The 20,049-nt window shown below is 57.8% G+C and carries 21 protein-coding genes and 1 pseudogene; 17 read left to right on the plus strand and 5 right to left on the minus strand.

Translation table 11 applies throughout. From position 1 onward, the window contains the following. Positions 1–176 precede the first annotated feature (176 nt). Together AAAB35_RS22635 and AAAB35_RS22640 are read right to left on the minus strand one after the other, a co-directional pair. Positions 177–1,013: a methyltransferase domain-containing protein gene (locus AAAB35_RS22635; protein WP_340670527.1), complete on the minus strand. Its 837-nt coding sequence runs from the start codon at positions 1,011–1,013 to the stop codon at positions 177–179. A gap of 411 nt (positions 1,014–1,424) precedes the next feature. Next, a complete protein-coding gene (locus tag AAAB35_RS22640) occupies positions 1,425–1,802 on the minus strand; it encodes a hypothetical protein (RefSeq protein WP_340670528.1) in 378 nt (125 codons plus the stop codon). Between the two features lie 276 nt (positions 1,803–2,078). On the opposite strand from AAAB35_RS22640, the gene AAAB35_RS22645 reads away from it, so the two are divergent. From AAAB35_RS22645 to AAAB35_RS22720, 16 genes and pseudogenes are all read left to right on the plus strand, one after another. Further along, on the plus strand, positions 2,079–3,086 hold the full coding sequence (locus AAAB35_RS22645) for an AI-2E family transporter (RefSeq protein WP_340670529.1): 1,008 nt from the start codon (positions 2,079–2,081) through the stop codon (positions 3,084–3,086). A 354-nt stretch (positions 3,087–3,440) separates the two neighbouring features. Next, positions 3,441–3,698 (plus strand): DUF982 domain-containing protein, encoded by a 258-nt coding sequence (locus AAAB35_RS22650; protein ID WP_340670530.1) that lies wholly within the window; start codon positions 3,441–3,443, stop codon positions 3,696–3,698. Between the two features lie 426 nt (positions 3,699–4,124). Next, positions 4,125–5,447: an extracellular solute-binding protein gene (locus tag AAAB35_RS22655; RefSeq protein WP_340670531.1), complete on the plus strand. Its 1,323-nt coding sequence runs from the start codon at positions 4,125–4,127 to the stop codon at positions 5,445–5,447. An 87-nt stretch (positions 5,448–5,534) separates the two neighbouring features. After that, the gene (locus AAAB35_RS22660; RefSeq protein WP_340670532.1) at positions 5,535–6,494 is read left to right on the plus strand and encodes a sugar ABC transporter permease; all 960 of its coding nucleotides are present in this window, start codon (positions 5,535–5,537) and stop codon (positions 6,492–6,494) included. Further along, on the plus strand, positions 6,491–7,444 hold the full coding sequence (locus tag AAAB35_RS22665) for a carbohydrate ABC transporter permease (RefSeq protein ID WP_340670533.1): 954 nt from the start codon (positions 6,491–6,493) through the stop codon (positions 7,442–7,444). Before AAAB35_RS22660 ends, AAAB35_RS22665 begins: the two co-directional genes overlap by 4 nt. Then, positions 7,441–7,647 carry a hypothetical protein gene (locus tag AAAB35_RS22670; RefSeq protein WP_340670534.1) on the plus strand — a complete coding sequence of 69 codons (207 nt, stop codon included), beginning with the start codon at positions 7,441–7,443 and terminating at the stop codon, positions 7,645–7,647. The genes AAAB35_RS22665 and AAAB35_RS22670 overlap by 4 nt, the downstream gene beginning before the upstream one ends. Positions 7,648–7,650: 3 nt before the next feature. Continuing rightward, the gene (locus AAAB35_RS22675) at positions 7,651–8,748 is read left to right on the plus strand and encodes an ABC transporter ATP-binding protein (RefSeq protein WP_340670535.1); all 1,098 of its coding nucleotides are present in this window, start codon (positions 7,651–7,653) and stop codon (positions 8,746–8,748) included. Next, positions 8,741–9,748, plus strand: coding sequence for an ABC transporter ATP-binding protein (locus AAAB35_RS22680; RefSeq protein ID WP_340670536.1), 1,008 nt, complete (start codon positions 8,741–8,743; stop codon positions 9,746–9,748). The genes AAAB35_RS22675 and AAAB35_RS22680 overlap by 8 nt, the downstream gene beginning before the upstream one ends. 53 nt (positions 9,749–9,801) lie before the next feature. Continuing rightward, a complete protein-coding gene (locus AAAB35_RS22685; RefSeq protein ID WP_340670537.1) occupies positions 9,802–11,478 on the plus strand; it encodes a dihydroxyacetone kinase subunit DhaK in 1,677 nt (558 codons plus the stop codon). Continuing rightward, on the plus strand, positions 11,450–12,082 hold the full coding sequence (gene dhaL, locus AAAB35_RS22690; RefSeq protein ID WP_340670538.1) for a dihydroxyacetone kinase subunit DhaL: 633 nt from the start codon (positions 11,450–11,452) through the stop codon (positions 12,080–12,082). The genes AAAB35_RS22685 and dhaL overlap by 29 nt, the downstream gene beginning before the upstream one ends. Then, the gene (dhaM, locus tag AAAB35_RS22695; RefSeq protein ID WP_340670539.1) at positions 12,079–12,480 is read left to right on the plus strand and encodes a dihydroxyacetone kinase phosphoryl donor subunit DhaM; all 402 of its coding nucleotides are present in this window, start codon (positions 12,079–12,081) and stop codon (positions 12,478–12,480) included. The genes dhaL and dhaM overlap by 4 nt, the downstream gene beginning before the upstream one ends. Then, complete coding sequence (locus AAAB35_RS22700; protein ID WP_340670540.1) at positions 12,477–12,821, plus strand: HPr family phosphocarrier protein; 345 nt, start codon at positions 12,477–12,479, stop codon at positions 12,819–12,821. Before dhaM ends, AAAB35_RS22700 begins: the two co-directional genes overlap by 4 nt. Next, complete coding sequence (locus AAAB35_RS22705; RefSeq protein ID WP_340670541.1) at positions 12,805–14,409, plus strand: putative PEP-binding protein; 1,605 nt, start codon at positions 12,805–12,807, stop codon at positions 14,407–14,409. The genes AAAB35_RS22700 and AAAB35_RS22705 overlap by 17 nt, the downstream gene beginning before the upstream one ends. A gap of 1 nt (position 14,410) precedes the next feature. Next, entirely contained in the window at positions 14,411–14,821 is a 411-nt protein-coding gene (locus AAAB35_RS22710) for a hypothetical protein (protein WP_340670542.1), read from the plus strand. Positions 14,822–14,850: 29 nt separating this feature from the next. Further along, complete coding sequence (gene dhaK, locus AAAB35_RS22715; protein ID WP_340670543.1) at positions 14,851–15,846, plus strand: dihydroxyacetone kinase subunit DhaK; 996 nt, start codon at positions 14,851–14,853, stop codon at positions 15,844–15,846. Between the two features lie 54 nt (positions 15,847–15,900). Then, a pseudogene (locus AAAB35_RS22720) lies at positions 15,901–16,419 on the plus strand (transposase); the annotation flags it as partial. Between the two features lie 2 nt (positions 16,420–16,421). Here AAAB35_RS22720 and AAAB35_RS22725 read toward each other — a convergent pair. Genes AAAB35_RS22725 through AAAB35_RS22735 form a run of 3 tightly spaced genes read right to left on the minus strand, consistent with a single transcriptional unit; the run spans position 16,422 to position 19,331 of the window. After that, positions 16,422–17,888, minus strand: a complete 1,467-nt coding sequence (locus AAAB35_RS22725) for a DUF1254 domain-containing protein (RefSeq protein ID WP_340670544.1) — start codon at positions 17,886–17,888, stop codon at positions 16,422–16,424. Positions 17,889–17,919: 31 nt separating this feature from the next. After that, positions 17,920–18,105, minus strand: coding sequence for a DUF1214 domain-containing protein (locus AAAB35_RS22730; RefSeq protein ID WP_340670545.1), 186 nt, complete (start codon positions 18,103–18,105; stop codon positions 17,920–17,922). A gap of 47 nt (positions 18,106–18,152) precedes the next feature. Further along, positions 18,153–19,331 carry a DUF1254 domain-containing protein gene (locus tag AAAB35_RS22735; RefSeq protein WP_340670546.1) on the minus strand — a complete coding sequence of 393 codons (1,179 nt, stop codon included), beginning with the start codon at positions 19,329–19,331 and terminating at the stop codon, positions 18,153–18,155. A 348-nt stretch (positions 19,332–19,679) separates the two neighbouring features. Here AAAB35_RS22735 and AAAB35_RS22740 point away from each other — a divergent pair, with 348 nt between their 5' ends. After that, the gene (locus AAAB35_RS22740; RefSeq protein ID WP_340670547.1) at positions 19,680–20,024 is read left to right on the plus strand and encodes a hypothetical protein; all 345 of its coding nucleotides are present in this window, start codon (positions 19,680–19,682) and stop codon (positions 20,022–20,024) included. Positions 20,025–20,049 lie beyond the last annotated feature (25 nt).

Here is a 20,049-nt window from a genome sequence, read left to right on the forward strand (position 1 = left end):
ACGCCGACGCGATCCTTGCATGGATCGACGGCAAGATGGCGCGCTACAAGCTACCCAAACGGTTTGTCTTTTGGCCGGAGATGCCAAAATCCGCCTATGGCAAGATAGCAAAGAAGCTGATCCGCGAGGAGTTGATCAGGCGCAAGGAGATCGGCGGTCCGACAGCTTAAGTCCATTCAAATGACGTCGCTCTTTTTCCGGCCGGTCACGACGTGCATGACGATCTTGCTGACGACCGTATCGTTGCTTGCCTGTGCCCTGACCCTGGTCTCAAACTCCGCCTGCATTTGCTTGAGCTGGCTCTCCGGCAAACGTGCAAGTTTATGCCAGGCAGGATGAGCCAGGGACTTCTCCCAGACAGACAAAGCTTGCGCCATCGGCATTGTGTGTTCCTGCATGAGCTCCTGGTTGATCTCCACCACCTCAAATCCGGAACGCTCGAGAAGATCGCTGCATTTTTGCACCGTGTTGGCCAGCGTCGCATAGGGCAGCTCAATCGCGTGGGCTTCAGCGACATCAGCGATTATGGTGTTGATGCCAAAGGGCTCACCAGGTGCATCGAAGCTCAGCAGTCCGCCGCGCTTGAGCCAGCGGTTCCAGGTCTTCAGCGCTTTGCTGGGGTTGGATAGAAGAACGAAAGCCGAAGAACATAGTATCCGGTCGAACGCTGCATCATCAAACGTGGCTTCTTCCACGTCGCCTTGTATGAATTGAATGTTTGTAAGGTTGTCCATGCCGGCCTTGAAATGTGCCTGTGTGAGCATTTCCGCTGACAGGTCGATAGCGACGACACCGCCCTCTTCGCCGACCATTTTCGCGGCCTGCAGGGCAAGCCGTCCAGTGCCTGTGCCGATATCGAGAACGCAAAGCCCGGGTTCCAGGTCGGCATGCCTGATGATTACGACTGCCAGTCGGGGGAAAAGCGCATCCTGATCGTATGTTTCGCTGCGACGATCGAAGTAATCGGTGGTCAGTCCCTTGAAATCGCGATGGTTGTCGGCCTCGTCACGCATGGAAAGCCGCTCGCCGTTTTCGGGTCGTAAAGGAGGGGATCGCACTGCCCAGTCTGGCGCGGCAATGACAGGGTGGTTTCAACGATTTTAGTCGAACGCCTGGCGCATTTGACAAGGTTCCGTTCACCTTTCTAATTTGAAATATAACCTACTTTAGTAAATGGTCTCTACATCAAACTCGGATCGACCCTTATGCGTTCCGCTGCCAGCCTTTGCGACCAGAGAGGCAAAAGAGATAGAGGCGGACCCCAGCAGCCCGGGGAAAGGTCCACCTTAAATCCGACAGCGCTCCTGAGCTTGGGACAGCAATCATCGGGCGCGCGGATGGCGAAAATTGCCAGCCCCTCGTACTTCTGGACGGCATGCAACACATGGTCCGCTCAACGTTTGCGTAGCGATCGTGCGCGTCCCTCACATCCGAGCGCGTGCCGAACAGGCCATCAGCCTCATCGAAGAGGAGCACGCTGCCGGTTCGACGGACCGCAGCGAAAGATTGCGCTCGGTTTCGCCGATATATTTGCCGACCACGGAATATAGGTCGATGCGAAATGGTTCCAGATCGAGTTCTGCCGCAATAGTGTTCGCCGCTGCAAGCCTGGCCTGCACATCGCCGCCGACAAGGAGCATTGAGCTTGGCCCTGGCGACTGGCGCAAGCCTTCCCGAGCAGAGCCGCGCTGGCGCCGAACCTGATTAATGGTCTCATCCAATAATCCGGTTGTTAAGGCCAGGGCTTGCTGGCCCGCAGCCGGGTCAATCCGCTCGATGGAGGCATGCCGCGTGTTCATCATGGCACTCCATTCTGGAGGCTGGCCTCAATTAGGCCGGGTAAATGGATCCCGTGTAACTGTGCCCCTATTTGTGCCGTTTAAACAATAAGATAATGGACCACAATATTTTGACGAAGTCACCGTAACGTTCATAGAGAAACAATACCGACGCGCAAGCACCATAATATTCGGCCGATTTTCCTGCAATGCTGGGCTGCCGCTTGGTTGTGCTTGCATCGCATCCGGTTTCAAGGCTAGGAACATGGACAATGAATAACGCCTTTCTAGGGGCACCACTTGCTTATCGCCACCCGGCTTAACGTTGCGTCGTACATACTATCGTTCATCGCGCTCATTGCCGTGCTCGAACTGGGATTGCTATCTGCGCTCCTTGCCGGCCTGCTTGTCTACAACGTCGTGCACCTCTCGGCGCCTCTTCTCGGCAGGGTCGGGGTTGACGGGCGAATTGCCAAGACTGTCGCCCTGGCGTTGCTTGCGCTGGTCTTCATCCTTTTAATCGTGGCGGCAGTACTCGGCGGCGTTGCGTTCCTGAGTGATGGGTCGGAAGGCATCGCCTCGCTGTTCAAGAAAATGGCTGAAATCATCGATACGGCGCAGGTGCATCTGCCGAGTTGGGCGCGCGATTATTTTCCGTCCAACCTGGAGGAGCTTGAATCGCTTGCCGCCATATGGCTGCGGGAACATGCAGGCCAGCTCCAGCTCGTCGGCACGGAATTCGGCGTTCTTCTCATAAGAATTATCATCGGCATGATCATCGGCGGAATGGTCGCGTTGAGTTCGGTTGCGCCGTCACGTCAACCCGGCCCGCTCGCAATCGCGCTCACCGAACGTATCGACCACTTCAGCGATGCATTCCGCAACATTGTTTTCTCGCAGCTGCGCATTTCTGCACTCAATACGTTCTTTACCGGTATTTACCTCGTCCTCATCCTGCCGTCGTTTGGCGTGAACCTTCCGCTCGTCAAGACCATGATCGCTGTCACCTTTATCGCGGGTCTTCTGCCGGTCATCGGCAATCTGATATCGAATACGGTCATCGTCGTCGTCGCGCTCAGCGTCTCGCTTTTTGCTGCCCTAAGCTCCCTTGCTTTCCTCATCATCATCCACAAGCTCGAATACTTCCTCAATGCGAAGATCATTGGTTCACGCATCAAAGCGCGCGCATGGGAACTGCTATTGGCGATGATCTTCCTCGAGGCCTGGTATGGCATAGCCGGCCTGGTCGCCGCGCCGATCTACTACGCCTATCTGAAAGACGAGTTAAAGCACCGCAAGCTAATCTGACTGCGCAAGCAGGTGGCCACCTGCCCATAGAGATATGCCGGCATGCGCCGAATTTGGTATTGCGGTTGCGATTCAAATCTGAGATCGTAATGACAGCCCTGAACAGCAAATAAAAAAGAATGGGGTAAGGAGGAAACATAGTTCGCAATTCTATTTATGGAGTTCAGCTATGCTTTCACATTTCAGTCATGCCGACATCGTTCCATATGCGGTTCCAATTCCGGATTCTGCTTCGTGCAGGACAGCAGTCCAGCAAGGCGGAGCGGACATCAATCGGCAGATCCTGTCGCATAACTTACCACGCTCCCATCAATGCGTTCGGGGCATCGGGCAAAGCGGCAGGGGGAGGGTGCAATGAACGACAAGTCGTTTTCATCGCCGGTCAGAATAAGTCTTGGCGCTATGGGGCTTCGTTTGGTTGCCTCGGCGTGGGAGGCCTTGGAGTGCCTCAGAAATCAATGGCCGCAACAGGATGGGCTTGAGTACAAGCGTGCCGTTCGTATCAATCGCGATGCCCTCGAAGGATGGATGACGCCGGCAAAGGCAAGGCAGGCTTTTGTCAAGGCCGCCCAACGGGCGGGCGTGTTCGTTGACGACCGATCGAACAAATAGACTTGTCCATCGCCATCGTGGTGTAGCGCCCGGCAACCGGCGCGTGAGGGGCCTGCTCCAATCGGGTGCGCGGGGTCGATCTGATCGTTCTGCATGATTGCTGCCTGGTGTTTCAGCCCATCTGGCTCTGCCGGAAGTTTGGTTCAAGCTCGAGGCGTTGGCCATGCCAAGCCTCGGCGGGCTCTTTCAACAAATCCCATCCGACAGATTCTATCTAAAAGCTCTCACCGCCATTTAGCGCCCGCTTGAAGACCGCGTGTTTGCGTGTGCGGTGCAGCAACGAATCACTCTTGATTTGTTCAGTAAAATGGAGATTACTAAACAACATTACTCAACACGATGGGAGAGATCGTGCGAGTAAGAGGGAACAATCAACGATTTTATTCGACGGCGGCGTGGTGTCGCTTAGGTATCTGGGAGGAAAGCATGCAGACGATAAAGCAAGCCCTGCTCGGGGCGACCTCGGCGCTTGTGCTGTTCATGGCACCTGGGCTGGCGAAGGCTGACGAACTCACTTTATGCTGGGCCGCCTGGGATCCAGCCAATGCATTGGTCGAGCTATCCAAGGACTTTACCGCCAAGACCGGCACTCAAATGAAGTTCGAGTTCGTGCCATGGCCCAACTTTGCGGACCGAATCCTCAATGAACTTAATGCCGGCGGCAAACTCTGCGACCTTCTGATCGGCGACAGTCAGTGGATCGGCGGATCCGCCGAAAACGGCTATTACGTCAAGCTCAATGATTTCTTCGACAAGGAGGGGATCAAGATGAGCGATTTCGCCGATGCGGCGGTCAACGCCTATTCGACCTGGCCGAAGGGTACGCCGAATTATTGGGCCCTGCCGGCGATGGGCGATGCCAATGCATGGTTCTATCGCAAGGACTGGTTCTCAAAGCCGGAAATCCAGGCGGAGTTCAAGCAGAAACATGGCCGGGACCTTGCACCGCCCAAGACCTGGGATGAATTGAAAGAGGTTGCCGAATTCTTCAATGGCCGCGAGATCGACGGCAAGAAAGTCTATGGTGCGGCAATCTTTACCGAGCGCGCTTCGGAAGGCATCACCATGGGGGCATCGTCGGCGCTTTATTCCTACGGCTTTAAATACGAGAATACGCCGGGCAAGTACGACATGGAGGGCGCAGTCAATTCGCCTGATGCAGTTGCAGGCCTCGAGGCCTATAAGGCTCTCTACAAGTGCTGCACGCCGCCCGGCTACACCGATGCTTATATGAGCGAAAGCCTTGATGCATTCAAATCCGGCCAGGTCGCCATGGCGATGAACTGGTTTGCCTTCTTCCCCGGTCTCTACAAGGATGAAAAGGTTGGGGGCGACAAGATCGGGTTCTTTGTCAATCCCAAGGAGAAGGTTGCGGCCTCTACATTGGGCGGGCAGGGGATTTCCGTTGTTGCCAATACTGACAACATGGACGGCGCGCTTGCCTACATCAAATGGTTTGCCCAGCCCGACGTTCAGAAGAAGTGGTGGTCTCTCGGCGGCTATGCGGTCCACAAGGCAGTCCTCAGCGATCCTTCATTCCCTGAGAGCCAGCCCTTCGCCGCAGATTTCCTCGTCGCGATGAACCAGGTCCAGGATTTCTGGCAAGAGCCCTCGTACGCCACACTGCTTCAAACAATGCAAAAGCGCCTTCACGACTACGTGGTTGCCGACAAGGGTACAGCGAAGGAGGCGCTCGACGGCCTCGTCAAGGATTGGACCGAAGTCTTCAAGGATGATGGAAAGCTTTAGGCGATCCCGACCTGAAATGGCTGCCCGGTTGCGCTATCCTGCCGGGCAGCCATGACAAAGCCCCGCTCCGAAAATCAGGTGACGTCTGTGACCGATACGAGTACCTCCATTTTGGGGAAGGCTGCCGCACAGGTAACGCCAGCGCCCCTCGCTTCCCGAATTCGCGGCATGTCCGATCGCACAATGGCTTGGCTGTTCATCACGCCGACAATCGCCTTGCTCCTCGCAATCAACATCTTCCCGCTGATCTGGGCGATCTATCTTTCGTTCACGAATTACCGGGCAAACCGCCCCAACGCAGCCATCGAGGGCGTCGGGCTGAGCAACTACAGCCGTGTCCTCAATGATCCCAATATCTGGCAAGCGATGCAGACGACCGCGCACTTCGTCTTCTGGACGATTCTCCTGCAGACGCTGATCGGATTTTCGCTCGCCTATCTGATTGACCGGAAGTTCCGCGGCCATGCTTTCTGGACGACAATCATCCTCGTTCCGATGATGCTGTCGCCGGCCGTAGTCGGTAACTTCTGGCGGTTCCTTTACCAACCGCAGATTGGCCTTTTCAACTATGTCGTTTCGTTTCTCACGGGCATCCCGCCGTCATCTTTCGAAATGCTGGGCTCCGTCGCGCTCTCGCCATGGGCAATCATTATCGTCGATACGTGGATGTGGACGCCCTACGTGATGTTGATATGTCTTGCTGGCCTGCGTTCCATTCCCGACTACATCTACGAAGCAGCGGAAGTCGACCGCGCTTCGCTATGGCGCCAGTTCTGGTCCATTACCCTGCCAATGGCACTGCCGTTTATCATGCTGGCCATCCTCTTCCGAGGCATAGAGAACTTCAAGATGTTCGACATGGTCACGCTTTTGACCGGTGGCGGCCCGGGATCAACGACGGAGGTCGCCTCTATCACCCTGAAACGTGAAGCATTTGAAAGCTGGCGCACCGGCAGGGCGTCCGCGTTCGCCATCATTCTGTTTGTCGCCGTGTTCGGTCTAGCCAACATCTATGTCAAAGCGCTCAACAAGGTGAAACAGCGATGAGCTCGCTCAACTCCGCCCATTCGGTTGTCGAACCTGGCGTCATGTCAAGGCGCATCGCGGCAACGATCGTGATCGCCTATGCGATCATTACGATCATCCCGCTCGCCTGGATCTTCCTGACCAGCTTCAAGTCGCCGCCGGATTCGATCAGCTATCCGCCGAAGATCGTGTTCGATCCGACCCTTGAAGGTTATTGCAATCTGTTCACAACGCGCACGCGCCAGACACCCGAATATATTGCGTCACTTGGCGCGCCGACGAGCATCTGCGATGAGATTACCCGTGGCCGCAACATGGTGATCGCCGGACCGTCCAACTACTGGCCGCGTTTCCAGAACTCGCTGATCATCGCCTTCGGCTCGACCTTCCTTGCCGTCTCGCTTGGAACACTCGCAGCCTATGGCTTTTCCAGGTTCAAGGTGCCCCTCGCCGAGGATCTTCTGTTCTTCATTCTTTCAACGCGCATGATGCCGCCGATCGCGGTCGCAATTCCGATCTATCTGATGTACCGCAAACTCGGACTGTCAGACACTGCCCTCGGCATGATCCTGCTCTATACCGCCGTCAATGTTTCGCTCGCCGTCTGGCTTCTCAAGGGCTTCATCGACGAAATACCGCGCGAATATGAAGAGGCGGCGATGATCGACGGATATACGCGCATGCAGGCCTTCTTCAAGGTCGTCCTGCCCCAGGCCACCACGGGTATAGCCGCCACGGCAATCTTCTGCCTGATCTTTGCCTGGAACGAATATGCTTTCGCCGTTCTGCTCACATCAGGTGCCGCCCAGACCGCGCCACCGTTCATTCCCACCATTATCGGCGAGGGTGGACAGGATTGGCCGGCGGTTGCCGCCGGAACAACAATCTTCCTCGTACCCATCCTGGTCTTTACCATTCTCCTGCGCAAGCAGCTGTTGCGTGGCATTACCTTCGGAGCTGTGCGCAAATGACTGTACGGACACCTCTCGCCTCCAAGCCGAAGCGCCCCTTCTTCCTGCGGCGCGGTCCGATGGAGAATGTGGCGACGGCTCTCATCGGACTTGGCTTTCTCATGCTGTTCCAGCCGTTTCTTCTTGTCTTCTATACGTGGTCCCTGGTCACGCTGCTGGCCGGAACCGTCCTGTTCATCATCGTTTCGAAGTTTCCGGAGTAGGTGATGGCTGAGATCAGAATAGAGCACCTGCGCAAGGAATTCGGCGCTTTCAGCGCGGTTGAGGATTCAAGTTTCGTCGTTCGTGACGGGGAATTTCTTGCCCTTCTTGGCCCATCGGGCTGCGGCAAGACAACGACGTTGCGCATGATTGCCGGGCTTGAATTGCCGACCAGCGGCAAGATATTTCTCGCCGGCGGAGATGTCACGTTCAATCGTGCGAGGGAGCGGGATATTGCCTTCGTGTTCCAGCTCTTTGCCCTTTACCCGCACATGAACGTTCGCAAGAATATCGGTTTTCCGCTGCTGGCACAGGGCATCGCCAAAGCCGAAATTCGCGCGCGCGTCGAAGAAACGGCACGGCTGCTGCAGATCGATCACATTCTGGATCGTTCCGTTTCTGGGCTTGCGGGCGGTGACCGCCAGCGCGTGGCGCTGGGGCGGGCAATCGTTCGCCGGCCGAAGTGCTTCCTGATGGATGAACCGCTTGGCACCCTCGACACGGAATTTCGCGACTTGATGGTGCGCGAATTGCGCGAACTGCACAATCGCATCCATGCGACCACGGTCTATGTCACGCATGACCAGCTGGAAGCGATGGCCATGGCAGACAAGATTGCGGTGATGAACCACGGTGTCATCGAGCAGTTCGGCACGCCGCAGGAAATCTACAACCGACCGGCCACCATGTTCGTCGCCGATTTCATCGGTTCGCCGCCGATGAACTTCCTGCGTTTCACCGCTGGTCTGCAACGAGGTGCGCGGACGGTTTCCGTTGAAGGCGTGCCGGTCGCCGTTCCGGAGATTCATGACGATGTCGCCATGGGCGAAATTGCCCTCGGCGTTCGCCCCGAGGACATTCGTTTCAGCGACGCTTCGCCCTTGCGCGGCGTTGTCTATGGCAGCGAATATCATGGCACCAATCAGATCGTCGCTGTCGAGATGGCGAAGGGATTGATCAAGGCGCGTGTGCCTGCCGACCAGAATTTCCGCATCGGCGATACCGTTGGACTTGAACTCAACCACCACAATCTTTCTCTCTTCGAGTGCACCTCGGGAAGGGCGGTCCGGTCGTCCCGTCACACGCAGGTGCAGCATGGCTGAAGTAGTGCTCAAGAGCGTCAACAAGAGCTTTGGCGAAACCGACGCCGTGTCCGACCTCGACATGGTCATTGCTGACGGCGAATGTGTCGTTCTTCTCGGACCGACCGGCGCAGGCAAAACAACGACATTGCGCCTTATCGCCGGGCTTGAGCGAGCCGATAGCGGTCGCATCAGTATCGGCGGGCAGGATGTGATGGGAGAGGCGCCCGCCGGACGCGATGTCGCTTTCGTCTTCCAGCAATACTCACTATACCCGCATCTGTCCGTCTACGAGAACCTTGCCTTTCCTCTCCGCTCGCCAGCGCGGCGCCTTGGCAAGGACGAGATAGACCGGCGCGTGCGCGAGGTGGCGCGCATGGTGCGCATCGACCACAAGCTCGACAATCGTTCGACCCGGCTCTCCGGTGGAGAAATGCAACGTGTCGCTATCGGGCGGGCGCTTGTGCGGCGCCCCGCAATCTTCCTCATGGATGAACCACTATCCTCACTCGACGCGAAGCTGCGTGCCGAGTTGCGGCTGGAGCTTAAGCGCATTCAAAAGGAGCTTGGTGCAACACTGCTTTATGTCACCCATGATCAGATCGAAGCGATGACCATGGCCGACCGTATCGGCATTCTTGCCGGCGGACGACTGGTCCAGATCGGGACACCACGTGAGGTTTATAGCAATCCCGCCAACACGCATGTCGCCGCTCGCCTTGGACAGCCGCACATCAACCTTTTTCCGGTCGAAGTGCTTCCTGACGGCAAGGCACCCGTTGGCGCCCGGACCGTCGGTGCACGGACGGAACACCTTGAAATCTCACTCAGCGGCAAAGCCAACGCCAGCATCGACTGGGTGGAGCACCTCGGCGATCAGAACCACCTGCATATCAGGGTTGGCGACCACAAGCTCGTCACCCTCGCCAATCCCTATATTCCGGTGAAACCCGGGGACAAGATCGGGCTGACGCTCAAGAATCCCCTCTATTTTGGCGCCGATGGAAACCGTATGTACTGATGTCATTGGGTAGGAATGAACTGCAGAGTGAGTCAACAGAGTGGATTATACCGATGAAACACTTCTTCAATCGCAGGGAAAACATCGTCACCGAGGCGCTGGACGGTTTCCTTCTGACAAGCCGTCCGGGGACGCTCGCCCGGCTCGACAGCTATCCGGATATCAAGGTCATTCTGCGGGCTGATTGGGACAAATCGAAAGTCGCCATCATATCCGGTGGCGGCGCAGGCCACGAACCCGCCCACGCCGGTTTCGTGGGCCGCGGCATGCTCACTGCCGCCGTCTCCGGCGAGATCTTTGCCTCGCCGAGCGTCGATGCCGTGCTAACGGGCATTCGGGCCGTGACAGGGCCGAAGGGCTGCCTGCTCGTCGTCAAGAACTACACCGGTGACCGGCTTAACTTCGGTCTCGCAGCGGAACGGGCGCGCGCGGAGGGCTTCAAAGTCGAGATGGTAATCGTTGCCGATGACATCGCCCTTCCAGATCTTGCACAGCCGCGCGGGATCGCCGGCACTTTGTTCGTGCACAAGATCGCTGGCTTTCTTGCTGAGCGCGGCGATACGCTTGAAGATGTCGCCGCTGCTGCAGCGGCAGCGGCTGCTGATATCGTTTCGCTTGGGGTTTCGTACTCAACCTGTTCAATCCCGGGCCAGCCACATGAATCGCGCCTTGGCGAGGATGAAGGAGAGCTCGGGCTGGGAATTCATGGAGAGCCAGGGGTGGAGCGCATTGCGATTCAGGAGGCCGCGAGCATCGTCGCCATCATGGCCGATCGCCTCAATGCCACAATTCCCGTTGGCGAATATGCCCTGCTCATCAACAATCTCGGTGCGGTGCCGCCCGTCGAAATGAACCTGATCGCCCGCAATGTTCTCGCTTCGTCGCTGGCCGCGAAAGTGAAGCTTGTGGTCGGGCCCCGCGCCATCATGACCGCGCTCAACATGAACGGCTTTTCGCTCTCGCTTATCAAGCTGGATCTGGCGCGCGAGACGGCGCTTCTGGCGGAGGTCGCACCGCAGGCCTGGCTAGCCCCCGTCGCACGCCACGAGCTGATCGTCATTCCTGCGCCGACAATCAAAACTGCCATGCAACATGGCCCGAGCAGCCGGGATGCCGAGGTCGAGGCGATCATCGCGGCAATCTGCGGGGCGCTCATCGCGCTTGAACCGGAGCTCAACCGTCTTGACGCCCGTGCCGGCGACGGCGACACGGGGTCAACCGTGGCGGCAGGCGCGCGTGGCGTTCTCGCCCGGCTTGAGTCCCTGCCGCTCGCCGACAAGGCCGCAACGTTTGCCGCAATCGGTTCCATTCTTGCAACAAGCATGGGGGGGTCAAGCGGGGTCCTTCTCTCGATCTTCTTCATCGCCGCGTCGAAATCAATGGCAGCCGCCGGAAACCTGCCAGAGGCGTTGCTTTCGGGCCTCGATCGCATGACCTTTTACGGCGGCGCCGAACCGGGTGATCGCACGATGGTTGATGCGCTCGACCCGGCATTGCACGCCCTTGCTGCAAGTGGAATAGATGATGCAGCCTTCGCTGCCAACGCCGGCGCAAAGGCCACAAGTACGATGACCAAGGCGAGGGCTGGCCGTGCCTCTTATGTCGGCGAGCGTGATCTCGACGGTGTTATCGATCCGGGTGCCGCTGCAGTGGCTGCTGCATTCGTGGCCGCTGCCGCGGCCATTGCGCGCCACAAGACACATGGGGAGGCGACATTCGTTGCAAAGTGACCGAAAGCTGCTCCTCGGATTGATCGAGACATGCAGGGAGGTGATCGCTCGACACGCTGATCACCTCTGCGAGCTTGATCGGGCTATCGGGGATGGCGACCACGGCACAAACATGCGGCGTGGCTTCGATGCGGTCTTCCTGGAACGGGAGAGCCTTTGCGGGCTTCCCCTGGCGCTTGCGCTTGAAAGGATCGGCATGACGCTGGTCATGAATATCGGCGGAGCCTCGGGCCCCCTCTACGGAACCCTCCTGATCGAAATGGGGCGACGCTTCGGCGCGCGCGAGAGCCGTCCGACATTTGATACCATCCTCAGCGAGGCAATCGACGCCGTGGCGCGGCGGGGACGCTCGCAGGAGGGTGACAAGACCCTCCTCGACGTGCTCTATCCGGTCCAGACCGAAGTGGCGAGAAAATCGGCTCTTATTCGTATCGCTGATACGGCAACAGAATCGGCAGCGTTGACGGCGGGCATGAAGGCGATGCGCGGTCGGGCATCCTTTCTTGGCGATCGTTCGATCGGCCACGTCGATCCCGGGGCGTCAAGTTGCGCGCTTCTTGCGTCGGCGATCTGTCATCACCTTATGGAGTATCAGCCCGCATGAACAGCAAGTCTGCAAATGTCGGCATTGTGATCGTCTCGCATTCGCCACTTGTCGCCAGGGGTACCGCCGACATGGTTCGGCAAATGGTCGGCGACGGCGTGCCGCTCTCCTGGTGCGGCGGCAATTCTGAAGGCGGCCTCGGCACCAACACGGCGAGTATCCTCACCGCCATAGAGGCGGCATGGTCAGATCATGGCGTCGCCGTCTTCGTTGATCTTGGCGGCGCTGAGACGAATAGCGAGATGGCGATCGAAATGCTGGGCGATCCCCGGTCGGGTCTCGTTACCATCTGCAATGCCCCGCTTGTTGAGGGCGCCGTCATTGCCGCGGCCGAGGCATCCGGCGGCGCTTCGCTCGCCAAGGTAGTCGCGACCGCGGAGGAACTATCGCCCGCATGACCAGCAAGCAGGACGCAAGAATGAGGGAGACGCCAAAAGTGACGGCGCAATGGCAAACGGAAATCGAAGTCCGGCACGGGATCGGCTTGCACGCGCGTCCCTCCGTGATCTTCACCCGCCTCGCCAAATCCTTTCCCTGCACCATTGAGATAGAGGTGAATGGCAGCAGCATCTGGTTGAACGGCAAAAGCATCGTAAAAGTCATGGGTGCCAAGATCCGCAAGGGGTCACTGCTTAAAATTCGCGCCGATGGGATTTTGGCGGCAGAGGCAATTGCGGCCTTACGCGAACTGGTCGAGCACAATTTCGACGAGGGCAAGATTCATGGCCGAAATGCTTAGGCTCCAAGGCTTTGCGACTTCGCCTGGCATGGCGTTTGGACAAGTCCACCTCGCAGGTGAGGTCGAAGAGGCGTTTACGCCAGCAAGCGATTGTTCATCCGAACACGCGCTTCTGGCCAAGGCCATCAAGGACGCCGTGAATGCGCTGCGACGGCTCGCAGAAATGTCCGGTCCCGAAAGTGCTGACATTATCGACTTTCAAGTCGAAATGCTGCTCGATCCCGAGATCACTGAAATCATCGGAGAGCGGATAGACAGGGGGGAGGGGGCCGCATTCGCGTGGGTGGCAGCGCTTGATGAGTACATTGCCGGATTCGCGGAGTCCGACGATGAGCACCTGCGCGCCCGAGTTTCGGATATCAACGACATCAAGAACCGTGTTCTTGCGGCGATGACGGGAAAGCCGATGGCGGATTTTCCTCGCGGAGCCGTCTTCGTCGGCAAGGATATCGAACCCAGCCGCTTTCTTGCGCATGATTGGTCCGCGGGCGGTGCAATTGTGCTGTTCAAGGGGAGCCCTGCCAGCCATGTTTCGATGCTCGCCCGGGCAAAGTCCGTGCCGATGGTAATCGGGACAGGGCCGTTCACCGCTCCTCAAGAGGGCAGGGTGCTTGTCGATGGCGATGCAGGAGAAGTCGTCTTCCACCCGACCGACGCGGAAATTCGACGGGCGGGCGGACGCATCGCGGCAAGGCGGCGTTCAACGGCAAAGGGCAACAAGGCGTGCCTGACGGCCGACGGTGTACCGATCAGCCTTTCGATCAACGTCAATGATCCGACCGAACTCGCCGGCGTCGATCGCGAGGCCATCGCCGGTATCGGCCTGTTTCGCAGCGAGTTTCTGATTGCCTCGGACGCCGATCTCGTCAACGAGGACCGGCAGTATGAACGTTACTGCCAACTCCTGGACTGGGCCGGGCCGAAGCCTGTAACCATCCGCCTCCTCGATCTTGGCGGGGATAAGCCGCTGCCCGGACACGATGCGAGCAAGGCAGCATCCTTTCTCGGGTTGCGTGGCATCCGTCTGTTGCTCGCCCGCGAGGAAATCCTGCGTGTGCAGGCGCGGGCCCTGTTACGGGCAGCGCGTCGCGGCAACCTCAAGGTAATGCTGCCCATGGTGACGCTTCCAGCAGAGCTTGCACAAACGATGCAGATTTTCACCGAGGAAGCGGTGCTCCTGCATCAGCGACACATTGCCAGTCACGTTCCGGCCATTGGCATGATGGTGGAGGTTCCGGCGGCAGCGCTCATGCTTGACACGTTTAACGAAGCGGCGTTCTTTTCCTTCGGCACCAATGACCTCACCCAGTATCTGACGGCGGCAGCACGTGACGACGCGGCGGTCGCCAGTATCCACGTTTATGCAGCCTCCGCTGTTCTCAGGCTCATGGAACAGGCTTGTGGCATCGCGGCAGCCATGGAAAAGCCGGTCAGCATCTGCGGCGATATGGCCGGAGAGCCCGCCTTCATGCCTGCTCTACTGCGTTGCGGGCTGCGTCATTTCTCGGTGGCCCCAACCAGGCTGGAAGCCATCAGGTCAAAGATCGCGAAGCTCAACGCCGACGGTACAATGGCGGCGGAGCGATAGGATGGTACGCGAATCCATGGAAGACGACATCGTCGGGTATAAGACCATTCTTGCCCAGATCATCGACAACCGGCCTTCAGGCACGCGCCAGCGTCTCGCCGCCGCGCTTGGCAAGCATCGCAGCTTTGTCACCCAGATCACGAGCCCGGCCTATTCGACGCCACTGCCGGCGCGACACCTCGCAACGATTTTCAGGGTGTGTCATTTCAGCCCCGCAGAACAGGAGCGGTTCGTGGAGGTCTATCAGGCCGCGCATCCGGGAAAGCTGCCTGATTTCGGCGGCGCCGAAGGTCTGCGGTCACTGTCCCTGATGGTTCCTGACCTCGGTGACGCCAAGAAGAACCACCTGATGGACGAAGCGATTGCGGACTTCGTCCAGAAGATCGCAACGCTCATGAGCAACACGGATTAGTGTATGATCGCTGCCGGAGGAGGGGAGCGATGAAAAAATTCATGAACACGGCCGCGTCATTGGTTGCCGAGAGCCTGCAAGGCTTCGTTGCGGCCCACGAGCAAACGGTCATGTTCGCACCAGAGCGAAAATTTGTACTGCGGCGGAACCCCTCCTTTGGAAAGGTCGCGCTTATTTCCGGTGGTGGAGCGGGCCACGAGCCGCTTCATGTTGGGTTTGTCGGACAAGGCATGCTCGACGCCGCGTGCACCGGCCATATATTCACATCACCGACGCCCGATCAGATCATTGCAGCGATTGAACTGACGGACACGGGCGCGGGCTGTCTCTTGATCGTGAAGAACTATGATGGCGATGTGATGAACTTCGAAATGGCCGCGGAGGCGGTCGCGCAAACTCATCGTATAAAAACAATTATCGTGAGCGATGATGTTGCTGCCTATGGCGTTGGTCGCAGTTCCGGGCGCCGAGGCGTCGCGGGAACGCTTATTGTCGAAAAGATACTGGGAGCAGCGGCGGAGGCCGGCACGGACCTCGCGCAGCTCAAGGCGCTCGGCGAACACCTTGGCGAGCGGGTGCGCACCATGGGCGTCGCGCTTAGCGGAGTGATTGTGCCCGACACGGCCCGTCCGACCTTCTTGCTGGAGGCTGATGAGATGGAGGTCGGTGTTGGCATTCACGGCGAACCTGGAATTGGCCGCGAGAAAATGGCCAGTGCGAACGCGATAGCTGCTCTGCTTTGTGATCGGGTACTCGCCGATATCGGCGCGCGTGATGCAAACGAGCCAGCATTGCTTTTCCTCAACGGCTTTGGCGGCACACCGACATCGGAACTTTACCTTGTCTACAATGCTGCCCGCCGCCTGTTCGAGGCCGCTGGCTTCACGATTGCGCGATCATTGGTAGGAACCTACGTAACCTCCCTCGACATGGCTGGACTTTCGATCACGTTAGCACGCCTCGATGAGGCAATGCTTTCGCTCTGGGATGCGCCTGTTGCAACGCCGGCACTGCGCTGGAGCTAAAACAGAGCAACCGGTCGAGCAACTGCGTGGTTTAGGTCGCGGCTTCCCAACCCACTGAAGCGGATCGGTGAACTCTATCGTATCGAAGCCGAGCTGCGCGTGGTCTCAACCCCGAAGCCCGCCTGGCTGGACGACAAGTACGATCAGCACTCGTGATCTCCAAACATGCGGACATGGTTGACCCATCATCGTGCTCGCGTCGCTGGCAAGTCGCCGCTCGGCGAAGCGCTCGCCTATATCGCCAAATACTGGGATGGGCTCTGCATCTTCCTGACTGACGGCCGCATCGAGATTGACAACAACAGCGTCGAAAGAACGATCCGGCCATAGCCCTCAATCGAAAGAATGCTCTTTTCGCCGGGCACGACGCGGGGAGCGGAGAAATGGGCCATCATCGCTTCGCTCATCGAGACCTGCAAGCTCAACGCCATCGATCCGCTTACCTACCTGACCGCCACGCTCACCTCTATAATCAACGGCCATAAGCAGGCCCGGATCGATGAGTTACTGCCTTGGAAGCATCCGACCCGGCAAAGACTATTTTCGGGTGCGGCGGGCATCTCTAAGCGTTGAATCTATAGTTGAGACTCGATATCTGGCAACGACCAGCCCTTGTCGAAAAACTTTTCGGTTGGCCCATACCAGCGGAAATACGCGAACCATCCTCGCCCAGGCAATGTCTTGACCCAATTTACGTCTTTTTCCGGCGGCTCGGGTCCAAAATGCACATCGATTGATCCATCCGGGTTCGGCACCAGCTTATCGTGGCTTGAGACGCCAGCCTTCATCGTGTCGGTCTTGATCATCGACCTCGTCATGGCGTCATAAACCGTCACGGCCCAGAATTCCTTGGCAGGAACATCCGCAGGAACATGCAGTGTGTAGGCCTTGCCGCCATTGAGCCATTCCCCGTCCTTGTCCTTCGCCGCGCTCATGTATTGCGATCCAGCGCCCGGGATTTGTTTGATCATTCCATCAGCCACAGTGATCGCCTCGAAGGTATAGTCGGTGCGCTCGTCGAGTTCGGTGTACCCGGACGCCTCCTGGTCGGGCCTAAGGGTCAGCACCCACTCCCAGTGAGTACCCGGATATGACGGCGCATTGGCCAGACGAGGAGCCATGCTTGTCGTCTGCGCCATAAGAAAGCCGACCTGCGCGGCGTCCGTGAGTATCTTCTTCTGCCGTCCGTCCGGGTTGAACGGTTTCCCTCTCTCCAGACCGAGAGGCTTCAGCATCGCCTGGAAGAAACGGTCACGCTCTTCGACTGGCTCCTTGTCCAGCGCGCGTGAGAGAAGGTTCCAATAGTCGAAGCCGCTCGGCGGAATGGAATCCATAGGCTTGCTTCCGGCCTTCAGTATCCGGGTTTCCGGCGGATTGTCGGCTTGCGACAATGGGTAAACCTTCAGGCCCGCCAAGGTGTCGACGGCTGTCTTGATGTCGCCATCCTTGACGAAGGACCGGCCAAGGAAGAAGGTCTGATTGGTCTTCGACCGTGCGGGAAGATATCCCTCCGGGACTGGCCCGGTGTAACCGGGAGGAAGAAGGAGGAACTTCCCACCCTTGCCCTTGTCGGGCCCAAACGGACCAACCTCGACCACGGGCCGCTGCCAGAAGTCATCTATTACGCCATAAACACCAACGGGTGAATCGATGACGACCGGGCCATCGCGACCGAGATCGGTGAATATCCCCGCGTAGATGGTTGTATTGTTGCCCGTCAGGGCACCGACAGCGGGTGTCGTATATCCATCGACCAGGCCGACGTCGTTGTAGTCAACGCCCCAGTCCCGCTTGTTGGCCAGCCGCAGGGCCTCCATCGATACGATTGGCGTCGCCCATATGTAGGCCTGCGATGCGCGTTGGAAATCGATTTCGTCGTAGATTTTCCCGACGGATTCAGAGTCTGGATAACCGCCCTTGAGTTCGATCCGACCAATTCGCGTGTCGATTGGCCCATTGAGGGCCGTGGCATCCTCCGCGCTTGCGCTACCCGCAATGATCATCGTTACGACGAATGAAGACAAAAGTCTTTTGGCGAACATGTGGTCCTCCGCGCTTGTTCTGTTCAGTTGGCTATTTGGCGACGGGCTCCAGGTCTGGAAGCGTCCATGTCTTCTCGAACAAGGCCTTGGTTGGCGCATAAAGGCGGAACATCACCTCGAAGCCTCGCTTGGGATCGGTTGGAATCCAGTTCGCTTCCTTTCCCTGCGGCGCTGCGGGCCCGATGAAGAGGTCCATTGACCCATCCTCGTTCTTCATCAACTCCGCCACCTGCGACGAACGGCTGGCTCGCGGCATGTTGCGGATCAGGCATGCGTTTCGCGGTCATAGGCGGTCAAAGACCAATACTGCTCAACTGGTACGTTGGCGGGTACGTTGAGACGATAGGTTTCGGCTCCGTCAAAAGCGTTTCCGTCCCTGTCCTTGATCGCAATGAGATAGAATTGTCCCGTGCCCAGGCGCTTGATGCCGACATAGGCGTAGCTGTATGTCAGACCTCGGATATCGGTCGGATAGGCGTCGGGCTCTTCGAACAAAGCAACAGCCGCCTTCACGAGTTCCGGATTGGCCGGAAAATTCCATCGGCCTTTCTCGTAGAACGGGACAAGTTCCGCATCGTATTTGGCCTCAAGCCATTCCCTGGCTTCAAGGATACCAGCTTCAAGCTGCTTGCTCATTTTATCGTCCGGCTGGAACGGCTTGCCCTTTTCGATGCCAATGGATTTGAGTTGGTCGATCATGAGACGGTCACGCGACAACCACGGCTCTGCCTGTACAATCCTGTCGAGAGATGTATAGAAGCTGCGGTCATAGCGAATGGTGGAGTCGAAAAGCACGTCCTTTGCATCCGTAAACACCGTTTCCGGCGGGTTTCCCGCCTGGGACAACGGATAGACCTTCAAGCGTTTGGCATAGTCCACCGACTTCTCAATGTCGGCGTCGCTGTGGCTGACGAGATTTGAGCGCAGAAGCGCATATCCGCCATAGGTGTTAGACTTGAGCGGAATGTAACCTTCTGGGATTTTCCCGGCGTATCCCGGAGGGAGGACGAGGTATTTCCCACCTTTTCCAGCGTCGGCACCTGACGGCCCAGCATCCTCAAGCGGCATCTGCCAGGCGTCGACGATATTGCCGTTGATGGAGCCACCGTCAGCAGGCGGCACCTCAATGACGACTGGGCCGACATCCTTGGTGTCAGTGAATGTCATCAGATAGATCGCGTCCGGGTTCGGTGTAAGGGTCTGGTTGCGCCAATCGAGCGGTTTTGACCAGTACACGATCTCGTTGACCTTCGCCTTGGTCTTGACGAGGGCTTCTTGAAGCATCAGGTCGTAATTTACAGCAGGGATGCCCCAGATGGCTGCTTCAACTGCCCGCCTCTCTATCGTCCGCTCGCGCAGTTCCTCCGGGGTAAAGCCCGCTGCACGTGAAGATATTGCTGCGACCGTAACTGCGAGCACCAATACTGAAACGCCCAATCTCATGATATTCTCCTGCATCCAATACAACCGGCAGATTAAGCCTTCAGATGTAAGGTGTAAGGCCGTCACGGCACTTGCGCCACTCAAAAGCGGCGATTTGAAATCTTGATGGGGAAAACTGCGATCATCAGGTCCTAACCCGATAAATTCTCAACGATGCCACACTGGCGCCCGTCGAGGATATTGTCGCCTGTCAAAATCAAGCCTTGCTGTCGAGGTGCGGGCGAAACACGCTTACGCCTCAACTGTTGTTCATCCACAGTTCATGGCACAGGGCTTAAACTTTATGACTGCTGCTATGAACGCAACCGCATTGAAAGCCGTCCGAGATGGTCTTTCACTGGAGGATCGATGCGAAAGTTGATTGCAATCTTAAGTGCCGCCTTGATTGTCGGCGCTGTCGGGTCGACAGGAACGGTAAGTGCCGCCCCAGTCACCGTCGAGAGACCGGTTGTCTTCACGGGAATGAACGTGGATCCCAATGTCCAGACCGTGCGTAATCGGAAGTACCATCACTGGAACCGCGGATGGCATCGCGGGTGGGATCGGCGCTACTACCGTCGCTGGGATCGGCCCTACTACCGGCGCTGGGATCGCCCGTATTACCGCCGTCCATATTACCGTCCATATTACTACCGCAGCTGGGATGAACCCTATTATCCGCGCTACAGAAGGGGCATATATTTCGTGTTCTAATGACGAGCCCCGGCTGACAATCGGG

This window comes from Phyllobacterium sp., assembly GCF_037994425.1.
Classification (GTDB): domain Bacteria; phylum Pseudomonadota; class Alphaproteobacteria; order Rhizobiales; family Rhizobiaceae; genus Phyllobacterium.

Bases quoted from the DNA above. Each gene is read 5' to 3' on its own strand.
- AAAB35_RS22635 (WP_340670527.1), bottom strand. From the start codon at position 1,013: ATGCGTGACGAGGCCGACAACCATCGCGATTTCAAGGGACTGACCACC.
- AAAB35_RS22640 (WP_340670528.1), bottom strand. From the start codon at position 1,802: ATGATGAACACGCGGCATGCCTCCATCGAGCGGATTGACCCGGCTGCG.
- AAAB35_RS22650 (WP_340670530.1), top strand. From the start codon at position 3,441: ATGAACGACAAGTCGTTTTCATCGCCGGTCAGAATAAGTCTTGGCGCT.
- AAAB35_RS22655 (WP_340670531.1), top strand. From the start codon at position 4,125: ATGCAGACGATAAAGCAAGCCCTGCTCGGGGCGACCTCGGCGCTTGTG.
- AAAB35_RS22665 (WP_340670533.1), top strand. From the start codon at position 6,491: ATGAGCTCGCTCAACTCCGCCCATTCGGTTGTCGAACCTGGCGTCATG.
- AAAB35_RS22670 (WP_340670534.1), top strand. From the start codon at position 7,441: ATGACTGTACGGACACCTCTCGCCTCCAAGCCGAAGCGCCCCTTCTTC.
- AAAB35_RS22675 (WP_340670535.1), top strand. From the start codon at position 7,651: ATGGCTGAGATCAGAATAGAGCACCTGCGCAAGGAATTCGGCGCTTTC.
- AAAB35_RS22680 (WP_340670536.1), top strand. From the start codon at position 8,741: ATGGCTGAAGTAGTGCTCAAGAGCGTCAACAAGAGCTTTGGCGAAACC.
- AAAB35_RS22685 (WP_340670537.1), top strand. From the start codon at position 9,802: ATGAAACACTTCTTCAATCGCAGGGAAAACATCGTCACCGAGGCGCTG.
- dhaL (WP_340670538.1), top strand. From the start codon at position 11,450: ATGGGGAGGCGACATTCGTTGCAAAGTGACCGAAAGCTGCTCCTCGGA.
- dhaM (WP_340670539.1), top strand. From the start codon at position 12,079: ATGAACAGCAAGTCTGCAAATGTCGGCATTGTGATCGTCTCGCATTCG.
- AAAB35_RS22700 (WP_340670540.1), top strand. From the start codon at position 12,477: ATGACCAGCAAGCAGGACGCAAGAATGAGGGAGACGCCAAAAGTGACG.
- AAAB35_RS22705 (WP_340670541.1), top strand. From the start codon at position 12,805: ATGGCCGAAATGCTTAGGCTCCAAGGCTTTGCGACTTCGCCTGGCATG.
- AAAB35_RS22710 (WP_340670542.1), top strand. From the start codon at position 14,411: ATGGTACGCGAATCCATGGAAGACGACATCGTCGGGTATAAGACCATT.
- dhaK (WP_340670543.1), top strand. From the start codon at position 14,851: ATGAAAAAATTCATGAACACGGCCGCGTCATTGGTTGCCGAGAGCCTG.
- AAAB35_RS22725 (WP_340670544.1), bottom strand. From the start codon at position 17,888: ATGTTCGCCAAAAGACTTTTGTCTTCATTCGTCGTAACGATGATCATT.
- AAAB35_RS22730 (WP_340670545.1), bottom strand. From the start codon at position 18,105: ATGAAGAACGAGGATGGGTCAATGGACCTCTTCATCGGGCCCGCAGCG.
- AAAB35_RS22735 (WP_340670546.1), bottom strand. From the start codon at position 19,331: ATGAGATTGGGCGTTTCAGTATTGGTGCTCGCAGTTACGGTCGCAGCA.
- AAAB35_RS22740 (WP_340670547.1), top strand. From the start codon at position 19,680: ATGCGAAAGTTGATTGCAATCTTAAGTGCCGCCTTGATTGTCGGCGCT.